Source organism: Pseudonocardia nigra (genome assembly GCF_019396355.1).
Lineage (GTDB): Bacteria > Actinomycetota > Actinomycetes > Mycobacteriales > Pseudonocardiaceae > Pseudonocardia > Pseudonocardia nigra.
On record NZ_JAHKRK010000092.1, the window covers coordinates 1 to 20,931 of the forward strand.

The 20,931-nt window shown below is 74.6% G+C and carries 19 protein-coding genes; 3 read left to right on the plus strand and 16 right to left on the minus strand.

The genetic code is table 11. The annotated features are described in order from the left end of the window. Positions 1-162: 162 nt before the first annotated feature. From KME75_RS21700 to truB, 7 genes are all read right to left on the minus strand, one after another. Positions 163-1,518, minus strand: coding sequence for a M16 family metallopeptidase (locus tag KME75_RS21700; RefSeq protein WP_219416709.1), 1,356 nt, complete (start codon positions 1,516-1,518; stop codon positions 163-165). Positions 1,519-1,532: 14 nt separating this feature from the next. Beyond that, positions 1,533-3,791 (minus strand): polyribonucleotide nucleotidyltransferase, encoded by a 2,259-nt coding sequence (locus KME75_RS21705; protein ID WP_219416710.1) that lies wholly within the window; start codon positions 3,789-3,791, stop codon positions 1,533-1,535. A 212-nt stretch (positions 3,792-4,003) separates the two neighbouring features. Further along, positions 4,004-4,273: a 30S ribosomal protein S15 gene (gene rpsO / locus KME75_RS21710; RefSeq protein ID WP_219416711.1), complete on the minus strand. Its 270-nt coding sequence runs from the start codon at positions 4,271-4,273 to the stop codon at positions 4,004-4,006. A 137-nt stretch (positions 4,274-4,410) separates the two neighbouring features. Further along, positions 4,411-4,923, minus strand: coding sequence for a 2'-5' RNA ligase family protein (locus tag KME75_RS21715; protein ID WP_219416712.1), 513 nt, complete (start codon positions 4,921-4,923; stop codon positions 4,411-4,413). Between the two features lies 1 nt (position 4,924). Continuing rightward, a complete protein-coding gene (locus KME75_RS21720; protein WP_219416713.1) occupies positions 4,925-5,428 on the minus strand; it encodes a helix-turn-helix domain-containing protein in 504 nt (167 codons plus the stop codon). A 50-nt stretch (positions 5,429-5,478) separates the two neighbouring features. Next, a complete protein-coding gene (locus tag KME75_RS21725) occupies positions 5,479-6,405 on the minus strand; it encodes a bifunctional riboflavin kinase/FAD synthetase (protein ID WP_219416714.1) in 927 nt (308 codons plus the stop codon). Between the two features lie 189 nt (positions 6,406-6,594). Beyond that, complete coding sequence (gene truB / locus KME75_RS21730) at positions 6,595-7,470, minus strand: tRNA pseudouridine(55) synthase TruB (RefSeq protein WP_219416715.1); 876 nt, start codon at positions 7,468-7,470, stop codon at positions 6,595-6,597. A 114-nt stretch (positions 7,471-7,584) separates the two neighbouring features. Here truB and KME75_RS21735 point away from each other — a divergent pair, with 114 nt between their 5' ends. The 3 genes from KME75_RS21735 to KME75_RS21745 are packed head-to-tail and all read left to right on the plus strand — an operon-like array spanning position 7,585 to position 12,746. Beyond that, entirely contained in the window at positions 7,585-9,234 is a 1,650-nt protein-coding gene (locus KME75_RS21735) for an ABC transporter transmembrane domain-containing protein (protein WP_219416716.1), read from the plus strand. Further along, positions 9,231-10,967 carry an ABC transporter ATP-binding protein gene (locus KME75_RS21740; RefSeq protein ID WP_308282972.1) on the plus strand — a complete coding sequence of 579 codons (1,737 nt, stop codon included), beginning with the start codon at positions 9,231-9,233 and terminating at the stop codon, positions 10,965-10,967. The genes KME75_RS21735 and KME75_RS21740 overlap by 4 nt, the downstream gene beginning before the upstream one ends. A 54-nt stretch (positions 10,968-11,021) precedes the next feature. Then, entirely contained in the window at positions 11,022-12,746 is a 1,725-nt protein-coding gene (locus tag KME75_RS21745) for an ABC-F family ATP-binding cassette domain-containing protein (RefSeq protein WP_308282974.1), read from the plus strand. A 109-nt stretch (positions 12,747-12,855) separates the two neighbouring features. Here the strand turns inward: KME75_RS21745 and KME75_RS21750 are convergent, their stop codons facing one another. The 9 genes from KME75_RS21750 to KME75_RS46865 form a co-directional block, all read right to left on the minus strand. Continuing rightward, complete coding sequence (locus KME75_RS21750) at positions 12,856-14,187, minus strand: MATE family efflux transporter (protein ID WP_219416717.1); 1,332 nt, start codon at positions 14,185-14,187, stop codon at positions 12,856-12,858. Continuing rightward, positions 14,184-14,828, minus strand: a complete 645-nt coding sequence (locus KME75_RS21755; protein ID WP_219416718.1) for a class I SAM-dependent methyltransferase — start codon at positions 14,826-14,828, stop codon at positions 14,184-14,186. Before KME75_RS21755 ends, KME75_RS21750 begins: the two co-directional genes overlap by 4 nt. Next, positions 14,797-14,961, minus strand: a complete 165-nt coding sequence (locus KME75_RS21760) for a hypothetical protein (protein WP_219416719.1) — start codon at positions 14,959-14,961, stop codon at positions 14,797-14,799. Before KME75_RS21760 ends, KME75_RS21755 begins: the two co-directional genes overlap by 32 nt. A gap of 161 nt (positions 14,962-15,122) precedes the next feature. After that, positions 15,123-15,350, minus strand: a complete 228-nt coding sequence (locus tag KME75_RS21765) for an ATP-binding cassette domain-containing protein (RefSeq protein ID WP_219416720.1) — start codon at positions 15,348-15,350, stop codon at positions 15,123-15,125. 54 nt (positions 15,351-15,404) lie between these two features. Then, positions 15,405-16,412, minus strand: coding sequence for a DHH family phosphoesterase (locus KME75_RS21770; protein WP_219416721.1), 1,008 nt, complete (start codon positions 16,410-16,412; stop codon positions 15,405-15,407). Continuing rightward, positions 16,409-16,858: a 30S ribosome-binding factor RbfA gene (gene rbfA, locus KME75_RS21775; RefSeq protein WP_219416722.1), complete on the minus strand. Its 450-nt coding sequence runs from the start codon at positions 16,856-16,858 to the stop codon at positions 16,409-16,411. Before rbfA ends, KME75_RS21770 begins: the two co-directional genes overlap by 4 nt. A 69-nt stretch (positions 16,859-16,927) precedes the next feature. Next, positions 16,928-17,224 carry a DUF503 domain-containing protein gene (locus KME75_RS21780; RefSeq protein WP_219416723.1) on the minus strand — a complete coding sequence of 99 codons (297 nt, stop codon included), beginning with the start codon at positions 17,222-17,224 and terminating at the stop codon, positions 16,928-16,930. 63 nt (positions 17,225-17,287) lie between these two features. After that, a complete protein-coding gene (infB, locus tag KME75_RS21785; RefSeq protein WP_219416724.1) occupies positions 17,288-20,413 on the minus strand; it encodes a translation initiation factor IF-2 in 3,126 nt (1,041 codons plus the stop codon). A gap of 93 nt (positions 20,414-20,506) precedes the next feature. Beyond that, positions 20,507-20,773 (minus strand): YlxR family protein, encoded by a 267-nt coding sequence (locus KME75_RS46865; RefSeq protein WP_372452640.1) that lies wholly within the window; start codon positions 20,771-20,773, stop codon positions 20,507-20,509. Positions 20,774-20,931: the final 158 nt, after the last annotated feature.

Sequence of the window (20,931 nt, forward strand, 5' to 3'; positions counted from 1 at the left end):
GGGAAGGCCCCCAGGCCTCAGACTTTGCTTCGGGCTAGACGCACCAATGCCAACCGAGCTCAGCCGGACCCGACCCGATTCTCATACCTCGTGGCGGCCGAAGGCCATGGGGGACTTTGCTGCAACGAGCGGGCGCGGGCGCATCCCCGCCGAGGGCCGGGATCAGGCCAGGGCGCGCAGCGACGGCGGCAGGTCGGCCGCCGCGTCGTACGGGCCCACCACCGCGGCGGTGAGCGGCGCGGCCAGCAGGTCGCCGGCCACCTTGGCCACCTGCTCCGGCGTGACCGCGGCGATCCGGTCGAGGCTCTCGGCCACCGCCCGCTGCCTGCCGTGGTCGAGCTCCGAGCGACCCAGCCGGTTCATCCGCGACGGGGTGTCCTCGAGGCCCAGGACGAGCCCGCCGCGCAGGTTGCCCTGGGCGCGGGCCACCTCGGCGGGGGTGAGTCCCTCGGACGCCACCTCGGCGAGCACCGCACGCACCACGGCCGCGACCTCGTCGAGCCGCTCGGGCGCGCAGCCCGTGTAGACGCTCAGGCTGCCCGCGTCGGCGTAGCTGGTGACCGCCGAGTAGACGGAGTAGGCCAGCCCACGCTGCTCCCGCACCTGCTGGAACAGCCGGGAGCTCGGCCCGCCGCCGAGCGCCGTGTTGAGCACGGTGAGGGCGGTGCGGCGGGGATCGTGGCGCGCGAGGCCGGGGACGCCGAGCATGAGGTGCGCCTGCTCGGTGTCCTCCGAGCGCAGGACGAGGCGCGGGCCCCCGCCGAGCGCGACGATCTCGCCCGCCCGCGGCCCCACCGCCTCCGCGTCGGTCCCGGCCTGCAGCGCCGCCCCGCCCAGCGCGGCGCCGACCAGGTCGACGAGGTCGGCGTGCACGAGGTTGCCCGCGGCGGCCACGACCATCCGCGGGGTCGTGTACCGCCCGCGCCAGAAGTCGTGCAGCGTGGTGCGGCTCATCCGGCGGATCGACTCCTCGGACCCGATCACCGGCCTCCCGAGCGGGTGGTCGCCGAACAGCGCCTCGTCGAACAGCTCGCCGAGCAGGTCCTCGGGGTCGTCGTCGCGCATGGCGATCTCCTCGAGGACCACCCCGCGCTCCACCTCGACGTCGGCAGGGGCGAGCACCGCGTCGGTGACGACGTCGGCGAGCACGTCGACCGCGAGCGGCAGGTCGGTGTCGAGCACCTGCGCGTAGTAGCAGGTGTGTTCCTTCGCCGTGAACGCGTTGAGCTCGCCGCCGACCGCGTCGAACTCCTCCGCGATCGCCGCCGCCGTGCGCCGCCGCGTGCCCTTGAACAGCAGGTGCTCGAGGTAGTGCGCGGCACCGGCCTGCTCGGGTGACTCGTCCCGGGAGCCGATGCCGATCCAGATCCCGAGCGACACCGAGCGGACGCCCGGCACCGGCTCGGTGACCACCCGGAGTCCACCGGGCAGGTCGGTACGCGAGACGCCGGGGACGGAGGTGTCCGCCCCCGGCGCCACGAGGACGTCCGTGCGTGCCGGCTCGACGCCGGCACGCACGTGCCTTCCGGAGATCAACTCGGCGAGACCTCGGCGGCCGCCTCGTCCTCGGCGTCCGCGTCGGCGGGCTCGCCCGCCGGAGCGGAGCCGTTCTCGGACTCCTCGCCCACCGGCACCAGGCTGATCTTGCCCCGGTTGTCGATGTCGGTGACCTCCACGCGGAGCTTGTCGCCCACCTTGACGACGTCCTCGACCTTGGCGATGCGCTTGCCCTGGCCCAGCTTGGAGATGTGGACCAGACCGTCCTTGCCCGGGACCAGCGAGACGAACGCGCCGAACGCGGCGGTCTTGACCACCGTGCCCAGGAAGCGCTCGCCGATCTTCGGCAGCTGCGGGTTGGCGATCGCGTTGATCATCCCGATGGCCGCCTCGGCGGACGGGCCGTCGGCCGCACCGACGTAGATCGTGCCGTCGTCCTCGATGGAGATGTCGGCGCCGGTCTGCTCGGTGATCGAGTTGATCATCTTGCCCTTCGGGCCGATGACCTCACCGATCTTGTCGACCGGGACCTTGATGGCCGTGACGCGCGGCGCGAACTCGCTCATCTCGTCGGGCCGGTCGATCGCCTCGCCGATGACCTCGAGGATCGTCAGGCGGGCGTCCTTGGCCTGCGACAGCGCCGCGGCCAGCACCTCGGACGGGATGCCGTCGAGCTTCGTGTCCAGCTGGAGGGCCGTGACGAACTCGGCGGTGCCGGCGACCTTGAAGTCCATGTCGCCGAACGCGTCCTCGGCACCGAGGATGTCGGTGAGCGCGACGTAGCGGGTCTGGCCCTCGACCTCGTCGCTCACCAGGCCCATCGCGATGCCCGCGACCGGCGCCTTCAGCGGCACACCGGCGTTGAGCAGCGACATCGTGGACGCGCAGACCGAGCCCATCGACGTGGAGCCGTTGGAGCCCAGCGCCTCCGACACCTGCCGGATGGCGTAGGGGAACTCCTCGCGCGTGGGCAGCACGGGCAGCAGGGCCCGCTCGGCCAGCGCGCCGTGGCCGATCTCGCGGCGCTTCGGCGAGCCCACCCGGCCGGTCTCACCGGTCGAGTACGGCGGGAAGTTGTAGTGGTGCAGGTAGCGCTTGTGCGTCTCCGGACCGAGCGAGTCGATCTGCTGCTCCATGCGCAGCATGTTCAGCGTGGTGACACCCAGGATCTGGGTCTCGCCGCGCTCGAACAGCGCCGAACCGTGCGACCGCGGGATGACCTCGACCTCGGCCGACAGCGGCCGGATGTCGGTGATGCCGCGACCGTCGATGCGGACCTGGTCGCGCAGGATCCGCTGGCGCACCAGCTTCTTGTTCAGCGAGCGGAACGCCGCGCCGATCTCCTTCTCGCGGCCCTCGAACTGCGGCGCGACCTTGTCCAGCACCGCGAGCTTGACCTCGTCGATGCGGCTCTCGCGCTCCTGCTTGCCGCCGATCGTCAGGGCCTGGGCGAGGTCGTCGGACCCCGCCGCCGAGACGGCCTCGAAGACGTCGGCCTGGTAGGCGGGGTAGGTCGGGAAGTCGCCGGTGGGCTTCGCCGCGGCGTCGGCCAGCTGCTGCTGGGCCACGCACAGGCTGCGGATGAACGGCTTCGCCGCCTCCAGCCCGGACGCGACGACCTCCTCGGTGGGGGCCTGCGCGCCGCCGGCGACCAGCTCGACCGTGGAGGTGGTGGCCTCGGCCTCCACCATCATGATCGCCACGTCGTCACCGACCGTGCGGCCCGCGACGACCATGTCGAACACCGCGCGCTCGACCTGCTCGTGGGTGGGGAAGGCGACCCACTGGCCGTCGATGAGCGCCACGCGGACGCCACCGATCGGGCCGGAGAACGGCAGGCCCGCCAGCTGCGTGGACGCCGAGGCGGCGTTGATCGCCAGGGCGTCGTAGGGGTCCTGCGGGTCCAGCGACATCACGGTGACGACGATCTGGATCTCGTTGCGCAGGCCGTCGACGAACGACGGGCGCAGCGGCCGGTCGATGAGCCGGCAGGTGAGGATCGCGTCGGTGCTCGGGCGGCCCTCGCGGCGGAAGAACGAGCCGGGGATCTTGCCGATCGAGTACATCCGCTCCTCGACGTCCACCGTGAGCGGGAAGAAGTCGAAGTGCTCCTTGGGCTGCTTCGAGGCCGTGGTGGCCGACAGCAGCATGGTCTCGTCGTCGAGGTAGGCGACGACGGATCCGGCGGCCTGGCGCGCGAGGCGCCCGGTCTCGAACCGGACGGTGCGGGAGCCGAAGCTCCCGTTGTCGATGACGGCACTGGTCTCGTGCACGTTGTCCATCGGGTCGGTCATTTAGTGGACATCTCCTCTTTCGGGAGGGAGACCCCACGCCACACCGGAAGGATCCTCGGCCTGGGCCGGTCTTCGATCGAAGCCCTCGGGGCACCTGCCCCGGGAGCCACTACCGAGGACCGGCGGATCGTCTGCCGGAGGCGTGGCGTCAGTGGTTCGTTCTGGAATTGTGCCGCGGCCCGGACCACATCAGTGGTCCGGGCCGGCAGTGATCAGCGGCGGAGGCCGAGGCGCTCGATGAGCGACCGGTAGCGCGCCACGTCGACGGACGCCAGGTACTTCAGCAGGCGGCGGCGGCGACCGACCAGCAGCAGGAGACCCCGCCGCGAGTGGTGGTCGTGCTTGTGCTGCTTGAGGTGCTCGGTGAGGCCGATGATCCGCTTGGTCAGCAGCGCGACCTGCGCCTCCGGGGAGCCGGTGTCGCCCTCGTGGACCCCGTACTCGTCCAGGACCGACTTCTTGGTTGCGGCGTCGAGTGCCACGTTCTCCTCTTTCGTTGCTGTGCCGTGTGGTCCGATTCCCCTGACAGGGACGGAAGACGGTGCACGGCCACCACGGACTGCAGCCGGACCCAGCACGCCACGTTACCAGCCACGACGGCGCGGCCGGCCCGCAGGTGTCACGGCCCGCCCAGCGGAACGCGGTGGACCACCCGGTAGCGCGACCCGCCCCGGGTGGGCTCGCTGCCGACGAGCAGCAGTTCGGTGGGACGCCACCACGGCCCGCGGTGCGCCGTCCATGTCACCGGCGGGTCGGGATCCGCGGCGGGCCCGGGCCGCGGTCGCACCCGCAGCACCGTGACGCGGGGCACGAACCGCTCGGGCGCGCCGCCCGCGAGCACGACGAGGCCGATCAGCAGGTCGGCCGGCTCGGCGGTCACCCCGGCCCACCGCACACCCGGCGCCGCCCCGCCCCCGGCGATCCGCAGCCGGGGAGCGGGCGCGCCGCGGGCCGCCCGGTCGAGGCGCCGGGCGAGCACCCCCGGGTCGGCGGCGCCGTGGAACGCGAGCGTGACGTGCCACGCGTCCGGCGCACGCACCCGCCAGCCGCGCGGCTCGCCCACCGCCGCGGTGTCGGCCGCGAGCGCCTGCACCGCCCCGGCGGGCGGCCACAGCGCCGTGAACAGCCCCACCTCACACCCGGGGACGGCCGGCCGCCTGCCGGAGGGCGTCGGCCAGCTCCGGGAAGGCCGGGCCGAGCGCGGCAGCAGCCGCCGCGAGCCGGGCGGGCTCGGCGATGCCGCGCAGCGCGTCGATCGCGGCGCCGTCGGCCGCCGCCCGCCGCCTGCGCCGCTCGCCGACCCGCGGCGCGGTCCAGTGCCACCGGACCCGCGCGACGTCGGCGAGCAGGACCTCCACCGCCCGCGGTTCGGGCGGGGTGCGCAGACCCTGGCAGCGCTGGTCGAGCATGAGCAGCCGGGCGAGCACCGCAGGGTCGCCGATCTTGACCCGGCGCGCGCTCACCAGCTGGCTGAGCATGGCCGGGCTGACCCCCAGCGCACGGGCGAGCCGGGCCTGGGTGATCCCGAGCGCACCGGTGAGCGTGCGCACGCGGTCGCCGAGCGGGGAACCGTAGAGCTCGCGTTGCCGCTCCCGGTTGGCTGCGATGTCCGCAGGCTCTCCGTCCGCCCTCGCCATGACCGCATGCTCGCAGTCAGACCGCCCTCCCCGTGGGCGAACGGGAGAAGTCAGACGCCGAGCAGCTCGCGCGTGCGGGCCACGTCCCGGTGCATCTGCGCGACCAGCGCGTCCACGTCGGCGAAGCGCTCCTGCCCGCGCAGCCGGTGGACGAAGTCAACGGCGACCTCGAACCCGTAGAAGTCCTCGTCGACGTCGAGCACGTAGGCCTCGACGGTGCGGACCCGCCCGGAGAACGTGGGATTGGTTCCCACCGAGACCGCCGCCGGGAGCAGGCGCTCCCCGATCGCGAACCGGCCCGCGTAGACCCCGTCGGCGGGCAGCGCCGTGTACGGCACGGTGGACAGGTTGGCCGTCGGGAAGCCGAGCGCGTGCCCGCGGCGGTCGCCGTGGACGACCACGCCCTCCACCCGGTGCGGCCTGCCCAGCGCGGCCGCCGCGGCCTCCACATCACCCGCGTCGATGCAGGAGCGGACGTAGGTGGAGGAGAACGTGACCCCGTCGTCGGTGATGAGGTCGAGCCCCTCGACACCGAAGCCGAACCGCTCCCCCAGCCGCGTGAGCTCGGCGACGTCGCCGGCGGCCCGGTGGCCGAACCGGAAGTTGCGCCCCACGACGACGTCGGCGGCGTGCAGGCGCTCCACCAGCACCTCGTGCGCGAACTCGGGGGGCTCGGTGCGGGCGAGCTCGGGGGTGAACGGCAGCACGCAGAACGCGTCGACATCGAGCTCGGCCACCAGGTCCGCCCGTCGGGGAAGGCTGGTGAGCCGCGCCGGGTGACTCCCGGGGCGCACCACCTCGGCGGGGTGCGGGTCGAACGTCACCAGTACGGCGGGCAGACCCCGCTCCCGCCCCCGCTCCACCGCCCGGCCGATCAGCTTCTGGTGGCCGCGGTGCACACCGTCGAACACCCCGACGGTGACGACGCTGCGGCCCCACCCGGTCGGCACGGCCTCGAGCCCACGCCAGCGCTGCACGGGGGCGAGCGTACGGAACGCCTCCACCCCACCCGCGAGTCGGTACGAAACGGCGCGCGAGCCGGGGAGCACGTGCCCGCGCGTCGGGGGCGGGTGCGCGCGCGTCGGGGGCGGGTGCGCACGAATCCCCCGACTCGGACGCACGAATCGCCCGACTCGCGCGGGCTCGTCGCCCGGCTCGCCGTTGGGTCAGGTGGCGGCGGGCGCCAGCACGACCAGCGGACGGGCGCGGTCGCCCTTCTCGGTCATCAGCGCCAGTGCGCGCCCGTCCGGCGCGAAGACGCCGTAGGTGCCGGTCAGCCCGGCGGCGGGCAGCGGCCGGCCGTGGGAGATGTCGGCGGCCAGTGCCGCGTCCAGGTCGCGCCGCGGGAACGCGACGGCGACCGCCTCGTCCAGTGACAGCGAGACGCCTGGCTCGCGCTCCAGCTCCTCCAGCGTTCGGGCGTGCTCCAACGTGAACGGGCCGACGCGGGTGCGTCGCAGCGCGGTGAGGTGCCCGCCGACGCCCAGCGCGGCGCCCAGGTCCCGCGCCAGCGCCCGCACGTAGGTGCCCGACGAGCACTCCACGGCGACGTCGAGCTCGTCGCCGCGGCGTTCCAGCAGGGCGAAGGCCGACACGGTGACCGGCCGGGCCGGGAGCACGACCTCCTCCCCCGCCCGCACCAGCGCGTAGGCCCGCTTCCCGCCGACCTTGATGGCGCTCACCGAGCTGGGGACCTGCTCGATCGCGCCCGTGAGCGCGGCCATGCCCTCGGCGATCGCCGCGTCGGTCACGCCTGCGGCGTCGGCGGTGGCGACGACCTCGCCCTCGGCGTCGTCGGTGGTGGTGGCGACGCCCAGCCGGACGGTGGCCGTGTAGGCCTTGGTGTCGAGCGCGAGGTGCCCGAGCAGCTTCGTGGCCCGCCCCACCCCGCAGACGAGCACCCCGGTGGCCATCGGGTCGAGCGTGCCGGCGTGGCCGACCTTGCGGGTGCGCAGGATCCGGCGCAGTCGGGCGACGACGTCGTGCGACGTCATCCCGCCGGGCTTGTCGACGACCACGAGTCCTGCGGGTGCGGCGTTCACGCGGGGCGATTCTTCCTGGCGCCTGCGACCTGTGGACGGGCGGGCGGAATCGGCGGAGAACCGTCGGCCCGCCCGGTTACGGTCTCCCCTGTCAGCACCAGCGAAAGGACCACCATGCCGGGCCGACCCGCCGCACCACCCACACCGGGCGGGCTACTGCGCAGCGCCGCCGCGGGCCAGCGCCGCGACCTCACCGTCGCCTCGCTGCTCGTGGCCGGCCACCAGCTCGCCGAGGCGGCCGTGCCCGTCACGGTCGGGGTCGCGATCGACCTCGCGGTCGGCACCGGCGACACCGGGGCGCTGCTGCGCTGGCTCGGCGTGGTCGTCGGCGTGTTCGTGGTCCTCGCGGCGTGCGCCTACGGCGGCTACTGGCTCGCCCAGCGCACCGAGCGGCTCGCGGCGCACGGGATCCGGCTCGCGGTGGCCGCGCGGGTGCTGCACCCGGCGGGGGGCGTGCTCGGCCGCCCGGGCGAACTGGTGAGCCTCGCGGGTTCCGACGCCGACCGCGCCGGGCTGGTGTGCCGGGCGATCGCGATGGCGGTCGGAGCGCTGGCGGCGCTGGCGGGAGGGGCGGTCGTCCTGCTCGACGCCTCGGTGCTGCTCGGGCTGGTCGTGCTGGCGGGCGTGCCGCTGGTGCTCCTGAGCTCGCGGCTGCTCGCCCGGCCGTTGGTCGGGCGGGCCGAGGCCGAGCAGGCCACGCTCGCGGCCGCCACCGGCGTGGCCACCGATGTCGTCACCGGCCTGCGGGTGATCAAGGGCATCGGGGCCGAGCGCGCGGCGGGCGAGTCCTACCGCCGCGCCAGCCGCCGGGCCCTGCGCGCACGGCTGGCCGCGGCCCGGCTCGAGGGCGGCTACAACGGCGCCACCAACGTGATCACAGGGCTCTTCCTCGTGGTCGTGGCATGGGTCGGCGGACGCCTCGCGCTCGACGGCGCCATCACCGTCGGCGAGCTCGTCGCGGCCGTCGGGCTGGCGCAGTTCCTGATCGGCCCGCTGGAGCGGCTCACGGAGGTCGGCCCGATCCTCGCCGGGGCCCGCGGGTCGGCCCGCAGGCTGGCCGCCCTGCTCGCCACACCCCCCGCGGTGCAGGAGGGCGACGGCACGCTGCCGCCCGCGTCATCGGGCGCGCTGCGGGTCCGGCAGGCCGGGGGCCTGGCGCTCGACGTGGCCGCGGGCGAGCACGTCGGGTTGGTCACCCTGCGCACCGCCGACGCCGGCAGCCTGCTCGACGCGCTGGCCCGCGAGAGGGACGATCCGGTCGAGCTCGACGGCGTCGATCTGCGCCTGGTCACGCTCGACGAGGCACGCGCCGCTGTGCTGGTGGCCCGCCACGAGGCCACGCTGTTCGAGGGCACGCTGGGTGAGAACACGGGCGGCGACCTTGCCGCGCTGGCCGCGGCGGCCGCCGACGAGGTCGTCGACTCGCAGGCCGCCGGGCTCGCCACCGAGCTCACCGAGCGCGGGCGCACGCTCTCGGGCGGGCAGCGCCAGCGGATCGCCCTGGCGCGGGCGCTGGCCGCGCACGCACCGGTGCTCGTGCTGCACGACCCCACCACCGCCGTCGACGCGGCCACCGAGCACCGCATCGCCGACGGGATCGCCCGGCTGCGGGCCGGGCGCACCACCGTGCTGGTGACGTCGAGCCCGGCCCTGCTGGCCCGGTGCGGGCGGGTGCTGCTGGTCGACGACGGCGCGGTCGTCGCCACCGGCACCCACGCCGAGCTCACGGCCGATCCGGCCTACCGTGCGGCGGTGCTGTCGTGAGCACTCCACCGGCCGTGACCGGGCTGCCCATCGCCACACCGGCGCGCACCCGTCGCGCACTGGGCGAACTCGCCCGGCCGCACCGGCTGCTGCTGGCGGCCACCGTGCTCACACTGCTGGGTGCCGCTGTGGCGCTGTTGCTGGTGCCGCTGCTGCTCGGCAGCATCGTCGACGCCGTGCTCACCCGCGGTCCGGCTGGTGCGATCGACGTCCTCGCGCTGGGCATCCTCGGTGCGCTGGTGGCGCGCGCGCTGCTGGCGGCGCTCGGCTCGGTCATGGTCGCGCACCTGGGCGAGCAGGTGCTGGCCGGGTTGCGCGAGCGCGTGGTGCGCCGCGCGCTGGACGTCCCGCTGGCCGACGTGGAGCGGGCCGGGTCGGGCGACCTCCTGCAGCGGGTCGGCGGCGACATCGCGGTGATCTCCGAGGGGGTGCGCCGGTCCATCCCCGTGGTGGTGATCGCCCTGCTGGACGTCGGGTTCACGGTGGTCGGGCTCGGCGTGCTCGACTGGCGGCTCGCGCTGGCCGGGCTCGCCCCGCTCCCGATCTGGGTGCTGGTCACGCGCTGGTACGTACGCGTCTCGGGCGTGCGCTACGCGGCGGAGCGCGCCGCGGAGGGCACCCGCACGCAGGCCCTGCTGAGCGGGGTCGGCGGCGCGGCCACCGTCCGGGCCTTCCGGCTGCGGGCCACCCAGCTCGCCCGCATCGACGCCCACTCCACCGCGGCGGTGGGCGCGGCGATGCGCGCCTCCACCGCCCAGTCGCGCTACGGCGCGTTCATGAACAGCGCCGAGCTGGTCGGGGTGGTCGCCATCCTCGTCACCGGCTTCTGGCTGGTGCGCTCGGACGTGGTCACGCTCGGCGCCGCCACGGCGGCCGCCCTGTACTTCCTGCGGCTGTTCGACCCGATCGGCATTATGCTGTTCCTGCTGGACGAGGCGCAGTCCGCGGGTGCCGCGCTCGCCCGGCTGGTCGGAGTGGTGGACATGCCGGTCCCGGCCGTCCCCGCGCAGCCCCGGGCACCGCGGGACGCCTCGGTGCGGATCAGCGGGCTCCGGCACGCCTACGACGGTGGCGCCGAGGTACTGCACGGCATCGACCTGGAGGTGGCACCGGGCGAGCGCGTCGCCGTGGTCGGGTCGAGCGGGGCGGGCAAGACCACGCTGGGCGCCGTCCTCGCCGGAGTGCACACGCCCACGGCGGGCTCGGTGGAGATCGGCGGGGTGCCGCTGCCCGAGATCGCCGACCTGCGCGGGCACGTCGCGCTCGTCACGCAGGAGGTGCACGTGTTCGCGGGCACCGTCGCCGACAACCTCCGGCTGGCCCGCCCGGACGCCACCGACGCCGAGCTCACCGCGGCGTTGCGCACCGTCGAGGCGCCGCTCGAGTTCGACGACGTGGTGGGCGACGGCGGCGACGAGCTGTCGGCCACCCGCGCCCAGCAGCTCGCGCTGGCGCGGCTCGTGCTGGCCGACCCGGCGGTCGCGGTGCTGGACGAGGCCACCGCCGAGGCCGGCAGTGCCGGCGCCAAGACCCTCGAGCGGGCCGCCGACGGCGCGCTGGCCGGCCGCACGGCCGTGCTGATCACCCACCGACTCACACAGGCCGCGGCCGCCGACCGGATCGTGGTACTGGACAAGGGCCGGATCGTGGAGACGGGGCGGCACGACGAGCTGGTTGCCGCGGGCGGCAGCTACGCCGCGCTCTGGGCGGCGTGGGCCGGCCCGCGCACCTGAGCGGGCGATATCCGCTCGACCCCGCCGGTTCCCGCCCGCCACCATCTTCTCCTCGTGGGCCACATCGAGGCGATGGCCGTCGCGCACCAGCTGCCCGACGGCCGCACGTTGTTCGCCGACGTCTCCTTCCGGGTGGGCGACGGCGCCAAGGTCGCGCTCGTCGGCCCGAACGGCGCGGGCAAGACCACGCTGCTGCGGATGGTCGCCGGGGAGATCACGCCCGCTGCGGGCAGCATCGCCCGCAGTGGCGGCCTCGGGGTGATGCGGCAGTTCATCGGCTCGATCAGCGACGACCGCAGGCTCGCCGACCTGGCGCTCTCACTCGCGCCGCCCGCGGTCCGCGCGGCGGGCGAGCGGTTGCGGGCCACCGAGCGCGCGCTCGGCGCGAGCGAGCGCTCCCAGCTGCGCTACGCCGATGCGCTCAATGCGTGGGGTGAGGCGGGCGGGTACGCGGCCGAGGTGGAGTTCGACACGGCGGCCGTCGCCGTGCTGGGCCTGCCGTGGGAGCAGGTCCGGGACCGGCGGGTGGCGACCCTGTCGGGCGGCGAGCAGAAACGGTTCGCGCTCGAACTGCTGCTGCGCGGCCCCGACGAGGTGCTGCTGCTGGACGAGCCGGACAACTTCCTCGACGTCCCCGGCAAGCGCTGGCTGGAGGAGCGGATCGGCGAGTCGGCCAAGAGCGTGCTGTTCGTCAGCCACGACCGCGAGCTGCTCGCCCGCACCGCGCAGCGCGTCGTCACCGTGGAGGCGGGTTCGGCATGGGTGCACCCGGGCGGGTTCGCGTCGTGGCACGCGGCGCGCGTCGCGCGGCACAACCGGCTCGACGAGCAGCGCCGCCGCTGGGACGAGGAGCGCGCCAAGCTGGAGCGGCTCGTCGCGTTCTACAAGGCCAAGGCGGCGCACAACGACGGGATGGCGTCGCGGCTGGCGGCGGCACGCACGCGCCTGGCCCGGTTCCTGGAGGCGGGCCCGCCGCCGGAGAAGCCGCGCGAGCAGAACGTCCGGATGCAGCTGGGCGGGGCGCGCACCGGCAAGCGGGCGGTGGTGTGCGAGCAGCTGGAGCTCGACGGGCTGACCTACCCGTTCGACCTGGAGGTGTGGTTCGGCGACCGAGTGGCGGTGCTCGGCGCGAACGGCACCGGCAAGTCGCACTTCCTGCGGCTGCTCGCCCGCGGGGGCACCGACCCCGAACCGGGCCTGGGGGATGGCAGCCGGCGGAGCCTGCGAAGCCGGCGGGGGCGGGTAGAACGAGTTCCGGCGAGCGGGATCGCGCTCGCGCCCGTTGCGCACGAGGGGACGGCCCGGTTGGGCGCGCGGGTCCGCCCCGGGCACTTCTCGCAGACCCACGACCGCCCCGAGCTGACCGGCCGCACCCCGGTGGAGGTGCTGGTGGCCGGGGACGTCGACCGGGACGGGACGACCCGCGAGGTGGCGATGAAGGCGCTGGCCCGCTACGAGCTGGCGGCGCAGGCCGAGCAGGGGTTCGAGACGCTGTCGGGCGGCCAGCAGGCGCGCGTGCTGATCCTGCTACTGGAGCTGCCGGGCGCCACGTTGCTGCTGCTCGACGAGCCCACCGACAACCTCGACCTCGCCTCGGCCGAGGCACTGGAGCAGGCGCTCGCCGCGTTCGAGGGCACGGTGCTCGCGGTCACCCACGATCGTTGGTTCACGCGCAGCTTCGACCGCTTCCTGCTGTTCGCCGGCGACGGCGAGGTAACGGAGACGGCCGAGCCGGTATGGGACGTGGCGAGACGGACGGGCGGCACGTTCGTCGCATAGCGCCGCACGGCCGCCGGAAACGCCAGCATGGTGGCCTTACTGCCACTGGGTGACAGTAGGGCCACCATGCCGGCAACCGTACGGGCCGTGGCGCCGGTTGTGGGGACCCTCAGGCTCGGACCGCCCCCGGCACGGCCCACCGCCCGGACCGGGCCCGCAGCCCCACCGCCACCAGCCGGATCACCATGAACGCCGCCAGCCCCGACCAGATCCCGGCCAGGCCCCAGCCGAACACCAGCGACGCCCAGATCGGCGGGAGGAACCCGAGCACGGCCGCGGCCAGGGTCGACGTCCGCAGGAACGCGGCGTCGCCCGCGCCGAGCAGCACGCCGTCGAGGGCGAACACGACCCCGGCCACGGGCTGCATCGCGGCGAAGAACCACCAGGCGACCGGAACGATCGCGAGCACGGCGGGGTCGGGGGTGAACACCGGCGGCAGCACCGGGAGCAGCGCCGCGAACAGCACGCCGAACGCGATGCCCAGCCCGAGCCCGTACCGCGTCACCTGCGCGGCGAGGCCTCGCGCCCGCTCCGCTCCCCCGCTGCCCAAAGCCGCTCCCACCAGCGCCTGCGCCGCGATCGCGACGGCGTCGAGCACGAGGGCCTGGAAGAACCACAGCTGCAGCACGATCTGGTGCGCGGCCGCAGTGGCGGCGCCGAACCGGGTCGCGACCGCCGCGGCGGACAGGAAGCACGCCTGGAACGCGAGGCTGCGGGCGAGCAGGTCGCGGCCGAGCCCGAGCTGGGCGCGCAGCACGGCGGGCGCGGGTCGCAGCGGCACGGCCGAGCCCCGGGCCGCCCGGATCAGCGTGACGAGGAACAGCGCGGCGCCGACCAACTGCCCGATGACGTTGGCGGCCGCCGACCCGACCAGGCCCAGCCCGGCCCAGCCGCCGATCCCGTGCACCAGCACCGGGCAGATCACCGCGGAGAGCCCGTTGCCCGCCAGCACGAAACGCATCGGCCGGGCGGTGTCCTGGACCCCGCGCATCCAGCCGTTGCCCGCGAGCGTCACCAGCACCATCGGCGCGCCGAACAGGGCCACCCGCAGCCACGACACCGCGGCATCGGCGATCTCCCCGCCGTCACCCAGCGCCGTGGCGACCGGGCGGGCGACGAGCTGTCCGACGCCGAGGACCAGCAGCCCGACGGCGACGGCGAGCCAGGTGGCCTGCACGCCCTCGCCCACCGCCTCCCCGGGCCGACCGGCGCCGTGCAGGCGGGCCGCACGGGCCGTGGTGCCGTAGGACAGGAAGTTGAGCTGGCTCGTGACCTGGGCGAACACGACGCCGGCGACCGCGAGCCCGGCGAGCGACACCGCCCCGAGCCTGCCGACCACGGCGGTGTCGACGAGCAGGTAGAGCGGTTCGGCGGCGAGCACCGGCAACGCGGGCGCGGCCAGCCGCAGCACTTCCCGCACAGGGACGCGCTCCCCGGTCATTCCGCGGCGCGCAGCACCCGCGGGCGCCGGCACACGTAGACGAACGCGGGGGGCAGGTTCCGCCAGACGGTGGCGCTCACGACGACCTCGTCGAACGTCTCCCGCAGGGTGCGGCGGAACCGGCGCGCCGCAGACAGTGTCATCCCGTGCAGGTAGGCGAACGTGGTGAACGCGCCGGTCCCCCCGATGACCTGGCTGATCTGTTCGAGCAGCGACGTCTGCGTCGCGTCGTCGAACAGTGCCCATGGCAGGCCGCAGACCACGGCGTCGACCGAGGTGATACCGCGCTCGGCGAGCAGCGCGGTCAGCTGCGCCGCGCTGCCGGGGACGACCTCCAGCTCCGGTCGGGTGCGACGCAGGAACGCGACCATGTCCGGATCCAGCTCCACGGCGAGGTGCCGCGCACCGGGCGGCAGCCGCTCGGCGATCACGGCGCTCACCGCACCGGTGCCGGGCCCGAGCTCCACGACCACGGGGTGCCCGGTGCGGGGCACCACCGACGCGAGCACCGCGCCCAGCCGCGGCGAGCTCGGCGTCACCGCGCCCATCGTGGCCGGGTGCCGCAGCGCCGCGGCGAGGAACGCCCGGCGCGCGGCGCGCTCTTCCCGGTCAGTGCTGGCGGGCCGGATCTCCGACGTCATGGGGCTCCTTCACAGGGTGGGCATCCACCGTAACCGGGCGCCGGAACCGGGCAGGAAGGAGCGGGGTGCGCCCGCCCGACTGCCCATGCAGCAGCAGCGCCCACGCCGCCAGCCCGACGCCGAGCGCGATCATGAAGATGATGGTCGGCCACTGCCACGGCTCGGGGAGGTACAGCGCCAGGAACCATGCCCGCTCGGTGACGCCCAGATGACCTCGCGGCCCCTGAGGCGCTTCGGCATCGCCAGGCCGTCGGGCAACAGCCCGAGGAGGGCCTTCGCCCGCTGCGGTTCCCGTCACACGTCGTGGCCGTGGACGCGGGCCGTGCCCCCGTCCGGGCGCAGGAGCCCGGTCGCCATGGACAGGCTCGTGGTCTTGCCCGCCCCGTTGGGCCCCACGAGCCCGAAGAACGACCCGGCGGGCACCGTGAGATCGATGTGGTCGACGGCTGTCTTGGTACCGAACACCTTGTACAGACCCGCCATCTCGAGCGCGGGTGTCACGGGCGGGGTCAGATCTTGCATGTGCCGATCTTGGCAGCGCCGCACCGGGGCGGGATCAGCCGCGGGCGGTACCGATCACGGGACCTGGGTGGACAGCGGGTCCACCGATCGGTGGATGTCCGGCTCCAGCGCCCTGCGCAGGGCGGCGAGCACATCGTCGAGGCCTGCGTCGCAGGTGAAGCCCGCCGCCGCGCGGTGCCCGCCCCCGCCGAGCCGAATGGCGGCCGCGGCGACGTCCACGCGTCCGGTGGAGCGCAACGAGGTGACCCACCGGTCGGGCGCCACCTGCTTCAGCACGGCCGCGACCTCGGCCTCGGCCGCGGTGCGGAGGACGTCGACGACCCCGTCGACCTCCTCGGTGCGGAACCGCGCGACATCGGCCAGCGGCACCGTGGTGTGCACCAGCCCGAGCCCGCCCGCGGCGGCCGGCTCCAGCACCGCACGCTCGAGCGCGCCGCCCAGCGCCGCCAGCCAGGCGTAGGGGTGTGTGTCCATGATCGGCCGCACCAGCGCCTCGGGGTCGACGCCCGCGGCGACGAGCTCCGCGGCGATCCGGTGCGCGTCCGGTCCCGCCGTGCGGAAGCCACGGGTGTCGGTGACCAGTCCCGCGTAGAGGCAGCGCGCCACGTCCACGCCGAGCGGCTCCCCCATGGCGACGAGCACCCGGTGCACGAGCACCACGGTGGCCTCCGCGGCGGGATCGAGCACCTGCACGTCGCCGAACCCGGGGTTCGACGCGTGGTGGTCGATCATCACGGTGGCCCCGGCCGTCGCGAGCCGGTCGGCGAGGGCACCGAGCCGGGCGGGCGCCGCCGCGTCGCACGCCACCAGCAACTCGGCGGCGGCGGGCACCTCCGCAGGCGGCACGACGAGGCCGCACACATCCAGCGGGACGAGGGACTCCGGCATCCGGTCCGGCTCCGCGAACGCCACCCGGACGGTGGCGCCGCGCCGACGCAGGGCGATGCCGAGCGCCAGCGCGCTGCCGAGCGCGTCGGCGTCCGGGTTGACGTGGGCGAGCAGGGTGACGTCGCGCGCCGCGGCGAGCCGCTCGGCAGCCGCGGCGACGGACTCGCGGGTCATTCCTCCTCGGCCCGCTCGCGCGGCGCCCGGTACGGGTCGGCCTCGCCCGCCGGACGGGCGCCCGCGGCGAGCCGCGCGACCTCGGCGTCCGACTCGCGGGTGCGCGCGAGCAGCTCCTCCATCCGGCGCGCCTCGTCCGGAACCACATCCGGGACGAACGTGAGCGACGGCGTGTGCCGGATCCCGGTGCCGGCCCCGACCAGCGAACGCAGTACGCCCGTGGCGCTGGCGAGCGCGGCCGCGGCGCCCGCGGTGTCCGGGTCAGCGTCGACCGTCTCGCCGAGCACGGTGTAGTACACGGTGGCCTCGCGGAGGTCGCCGGTGACGCGGGTGTCGGTGATCGTCACCATCTTGAGCCGCGGGTCCTTGACCTCGTGCTCCAGGGCGGCGGCCACGATCTGCGAGATGCGCTTGGCGAGTCGCCGCGCGCGGGCCTGGTCGACCACAACAACAGCCCTCCTTCGTCGGGCCGTGAGTGGATACGAGTGCCCTGGCACTCGTATCCACTCACGGCCTCAGTCGTCCTCCGGGCCCAGCATCCGCTGCCGGGCCGACAGGAGCTCGAGCTCCGGGCGCGCGGCGACGAGCCGCTCGCACCGGTCCAGCACCTCAATGACGTGGGCGTGGTCGGCGGCGACACAGCTCACGCCGAGGATCGCTCGCCGGTGCAGGTCGAGGTGCCCCGCCTCGGCGACGGCCACCTCGAACTTGCGCCGCAGCTCGGCCAGCACGGGCCGGACCACCGACCGCTTCTGCTTCAGAGAGTGGACGTCCCCGAGGAGGACGTCCAGCTCCAATGCCCCTACATACATCCGCAGCTCCGCTGCTCGTGAGTGGAAAACGTCGCTCCCGCGACGTTTTCCACTCACGTGCCGCTAGGCCCTCGGCTTCTCGCGCATCTCGAAGGTCTCGACGACGTCGCCGACCTTGATGTCGCTGTAGTTGCCGAGCGTGAAACCGCACTCGAAGCCCTCGCGGACCTCGACCACGTCGTCCTTGAACCGCCGCAGCGAGCTGATCGGCAGGTTCTCGGCGATCACCACGTTGTCGCGGAGCAGCCGGCCGCGCGCGTTGCGGCGGATCTCCCCGCTCATCACGAGGCAACCGGCGATCGTGCCGACGCGGGAGGACTTGAAGACCTCGCGGACCTCGGCGCGGCCCAGCTCGACCTCCTCGTACTCCGGCTTGAGCATGCCCTTGAGCGCCTTCTCGATCTCCTCGATGGCCTGGTAGATCACGGTGTAGTACCGGATCTCCACGCCCTCGCGGTTGGCGAGCTCGGTGGCCTTGCCCTCGGCGCGGACATTGAAGCCCAGGACGATGACGTTGTCGGCGATCGCGAGGTTGATGTCGCCCTCGGTGATGCCACCGACGCCGCGGTGGATGACCCGCAGCTCGACGTCGTCGCCCACCTCGATCTTCATGAGCGCGTCCTCGAGGGCCTCGACGGTACCCGAGTTGTCACCCTTGATGATCAGGTTGAGGGTGTTGGTCTCCTTCAGCGCGGCGTCCAGGTCCTCCAGGCTGACGCGCTTGCGGCGGCTGGCCAGCTCGGCGTTGCGCTCACGGGCGCGGCGCCGGTCGGCGATCTGACGGGCCACGCGGTCCTCGTCGACGACGAGGAACGTGTCGCCCGCGCCGGGCACCGAGGTGAACCCGATGACCTGCACCGGCCGCGACGGGTAGGCCTCGGTGACGTCGTCGCCGTGCTCGTCGAGCATGCGCCGGACGCGCCCGGAGGCGTCGCCCGCGACGACCGAGTCGCCGACCCGCAGCGTGCCGCGCTGGACCAGCACGGTGGCCACAGGGCCGCGGCCGCGGTCGAGGTGCGCCTCGATCGCGACGCCCTGGGCCTCCATGTCCGGGTTGGCCCGCAGGTCGAGCGCGGCGTCGGCGGTGAGCAGGATCGCCTCGAGCAGCGAGTCGATGTTGGTGCCCTGCTTCGCCGAGATGTCGACGAACATCGTCTCGCCGCCGTACTCCTCGGCCACGAGGTTGTACTCGGTGAGCTGCTGGCGGATCTTCGCCGGGTTCGCACCCTCGACGTCGATCTTGTTGACCGCCACCACGATCGGCACGTCGGCCGCCTGGGCGTGGTTGATCGCCTCCACCGTCTGCGGCATGACGCCGTCGTCGGCTGCGACCACGATCACCGCGATGTCCGTGGACTTCGCACCGCGGGCACGCATGGCGGTGAACGCCTCGTGACCCGGGGTGTCGATGAACGTGATCGGGCGCTCCTCGCCCTCCAGCTCGGAGACCACCTGGTAGGCGCCGATGTGCTGGGTGATGCCGCCTGCCTCGCCCTCCATGACGTTGGCGCGGCGGATCGTGTCCAGCAGTCGCGTCTTTCCGTGGTCGACGTGACCCATGATCGTGACGACCGGCGGCCGGACGACCAGGTCCTCCTCGCCACCGGCGTTCTCGCCGTAGGAGATGGAGAAGCTGTCGAGCAGCTCGCGGTCCTCCTCCTCCGGGCTGACGACCTGGACGTTGTAGTTCATCTCGGTGCCGAGCAGCTCGAGCACCTCGTCGGCGACCGATGCGGTGGCCGTGACCATCTCGCCGAGGTGGAACAGCACCTGAACCAGCGAAGCCGGGTTGGCGCCGATCTTCTCGGCGAAGTCGGTGAGCGACGCGCCGCGTGGCAGCCGGATCGTCTCGCCGTGGCCCTTCGGCAGGCGGACGCCGCCGACCGAGGGGGCCTGCATCGAGTCGAACTCCTGGCGCTTCTGCCGCTTCGACTTGCGGCCCTTGCGGGCCGGACCGCCGGGACGGCCGAAGGCACCCGCGGCACCGCCGCGGCCGCGACCGCCGCCACCGGGACGACCACCGCCACCACCGGGGCGGAAGCCGCCACCCGCGGGGGCACCACCACCACCAGGACCGCCGCCACCACCGGGGCGGAAGCCACCGCCGCCGGGACGACCACCGGGACCACCGGGACCACCGGGACGACCGCCGCCGGGACCACCGGGACGGCCACGGCCGCCGGCACCACCCGGACCGGGCCGCTGGCCCGCCGGGCGCGCCGGCATCATGCCGGGGTTCGGGCGCGGGGGCATGTTGCCCGGGTTGGGACGCGGACCACCGCGACCCGGCTCACCGGAGCGCGGGGCCTGCGGACGCGGGCCACCGGGACGCGGACCGCCACCCTGACCCGGGCCGCTCTGGCCCTGACCACCCTGGCCCTGACCGCCTCCGGGCGGGCCGGGGCGCGGCGCGGCCGGGCGCGGCGGGGCACCGGAGCCGACGCCGAACGGGTTGTTGCCCACCCGCGGCGGACGCGGGCCGGGACGCGGCGCGGCCGGGCGCGGCGGCACGACGGTGCCGCCCGCGTCGGCGGCGGGACGCTGCTGTGCGGGCGTGCCCGGCGCCTGCTGACCGGGCCGGGACTGCTGCCCGGGGCGCGGCTGCTGACCCGGACGCGGCTGCTGGCCGGGCCGGGGGCCTGCGGGCTCCTGGCCGGGACGCTGCTGGCCGGACTGCTGCTGGCCGGACTGCTGCTGGCCGGACTGCTGCTGGCCGGGCTGCTGCTGGCCGGGCTGCGCGGGCGTGGAGGGCGCCTCCGCCGCGGGACGCTGCTCGGGCCGCGCGGGCGGGCCCGGCCGAGGACCGGGGCGCGGGCCGCTGGGCCGCGCGCGGTCGGTCTGCTCCGCGGGCGACGGCGCGGACGCCGCCGGGCGCGACTGCTGCTCCGGCTGCTGGCGCGCGGGCGGCCCGGGAACGGGACCGCCCGACGGCTGCGCCGGGCGCGACGGAACCGCGGACGGACTGGGGGCGGCCCCACCGGGCCGGGGCCTGCCGCCGCCGGGCTGACGGCGGGCGCCGTCGCCGGAGCCACCGCTCACCGACTCGCGGAGCTTGCGGGCCACGGGGGCCTCGACGGTCGAGGACGGGGACTTCACGTACTCGCCGAGGTCCTGCAACTTGCTCAGGACCTGCTTGCTGCTGATACCGAGCTCCTTGGCGAGCTCATGCACGCGGGCCTTGCCTGCCACTGCACTCCTTGTTACTCGGAGGCCGGCGGCGGATCCCGCTCGACCTCGAACCTAGTGTCGAAGCACGTTCATGGTGCGATCTTCACGACTGGCTCATGACGGGTCGACCTTGCTTCCTTGTGTGCCGGACCCGGGTGTCTCCCGGGCCCCGTTCGCGGTGGCGCGGGCCGCCGCGGTTGCGCTATCGGTCTCGATGCGCGCACGCACCGGAGCGGTGTCCAGCGGACCCCGGACGCGGAGCGCCCGTGGGAACGCCGATCTGCGCTCGGCGCGGTGCAGGCACTCCGGATCGGGGTGCAGCCAGGCACCTCGTCCGGGGAGCCGCCGCCGCGGGTCCGGGGTGAGCACCCCGTCCACCACGACGACCCGCAACAGACCGTCGGCCGACGATCGGCTCCGGCATCCGACGCATGTCCGGACCGGGCCCGCAGAGGATCCAGGATCCGCTGTGGGGGTCGGACGGGCGGGAGTCGAACCCGATCGACGGGCCTCGTTGGAGTGTAGCGCAGCGTCCCGGC

What these genes read in the sequence shown, in the direction of transcription:
- KME75_RS21705 (WP_219416710.1), bottom strand. Translation starts at nt 3,791, where the DNA reads ATGACCGACCCGATGGACAACGTGCACGAGACCAGTGCCGTCATCGAC.
- KME75_RS21735 (WP_219416716.1), top strand. Translation starts at nt 7,585, where the DNA reads ATGCCGGGCCGACCCGCCGCACCACCCACACCGGGCGGGCTACTGCGC.
- KME75_RS21750 (WP_219416717.1), bottom strand. Translation starts at nt 14,187, where the DNA reads ATGACCGGGGAGCGCGTCCCTGTGCGGGAAGTGCTGCGGCTGGCCGCG.
- KME75_RS21720 (WP_219416713.1), bottom strand. Translation starts at nt 5,428, where the DNA reads ATGGCGAGGGCGGACGGAGAGCCTGCGGACATCGCAGCCAACCGGGAG.
- KME75_RS21755 (WP_219416718.1), bottom strand. Translation starts at nt 14,828, where the DNA reads ATGACGTCGGAGATCCGGCCCGCCAGCACTGACCGGGAAGAGCGCGCC.
- KME75_RS21770 (WP_219416721.1), bottom strand. Translation starts at nt 16,412, where the DNA reads ATGACCCGCGAGTCCGTCGCCGCGGCTGCCGAGCGGCTCGCCGCGGCG.
- KME75_RS21760 (WP_219416719.1), bottom strand. Translation starts at nt 14,961, where the DNA reads ATGATCGCGCTCGGCGTCGGGCTGGCGGCGTGGGCGCTGCTGCTGCAT.
- KME75_RS21780 (WP_219416723.1), bottom strand. Translation starts at nt 17,224, where the DNA reads ATGTATGTAGGGGCATTGGAGCTGGACGTCCTCCTCGGGGACGTCCAC.
- KME75_RS21765 (WP_219416720.1), bottom strand. Translation starts at nt 15,350, where the DNA reads ATGCAAGATCTGACCCCGCCCGTGACACCCGCGCTCGAGATGGCGGGT.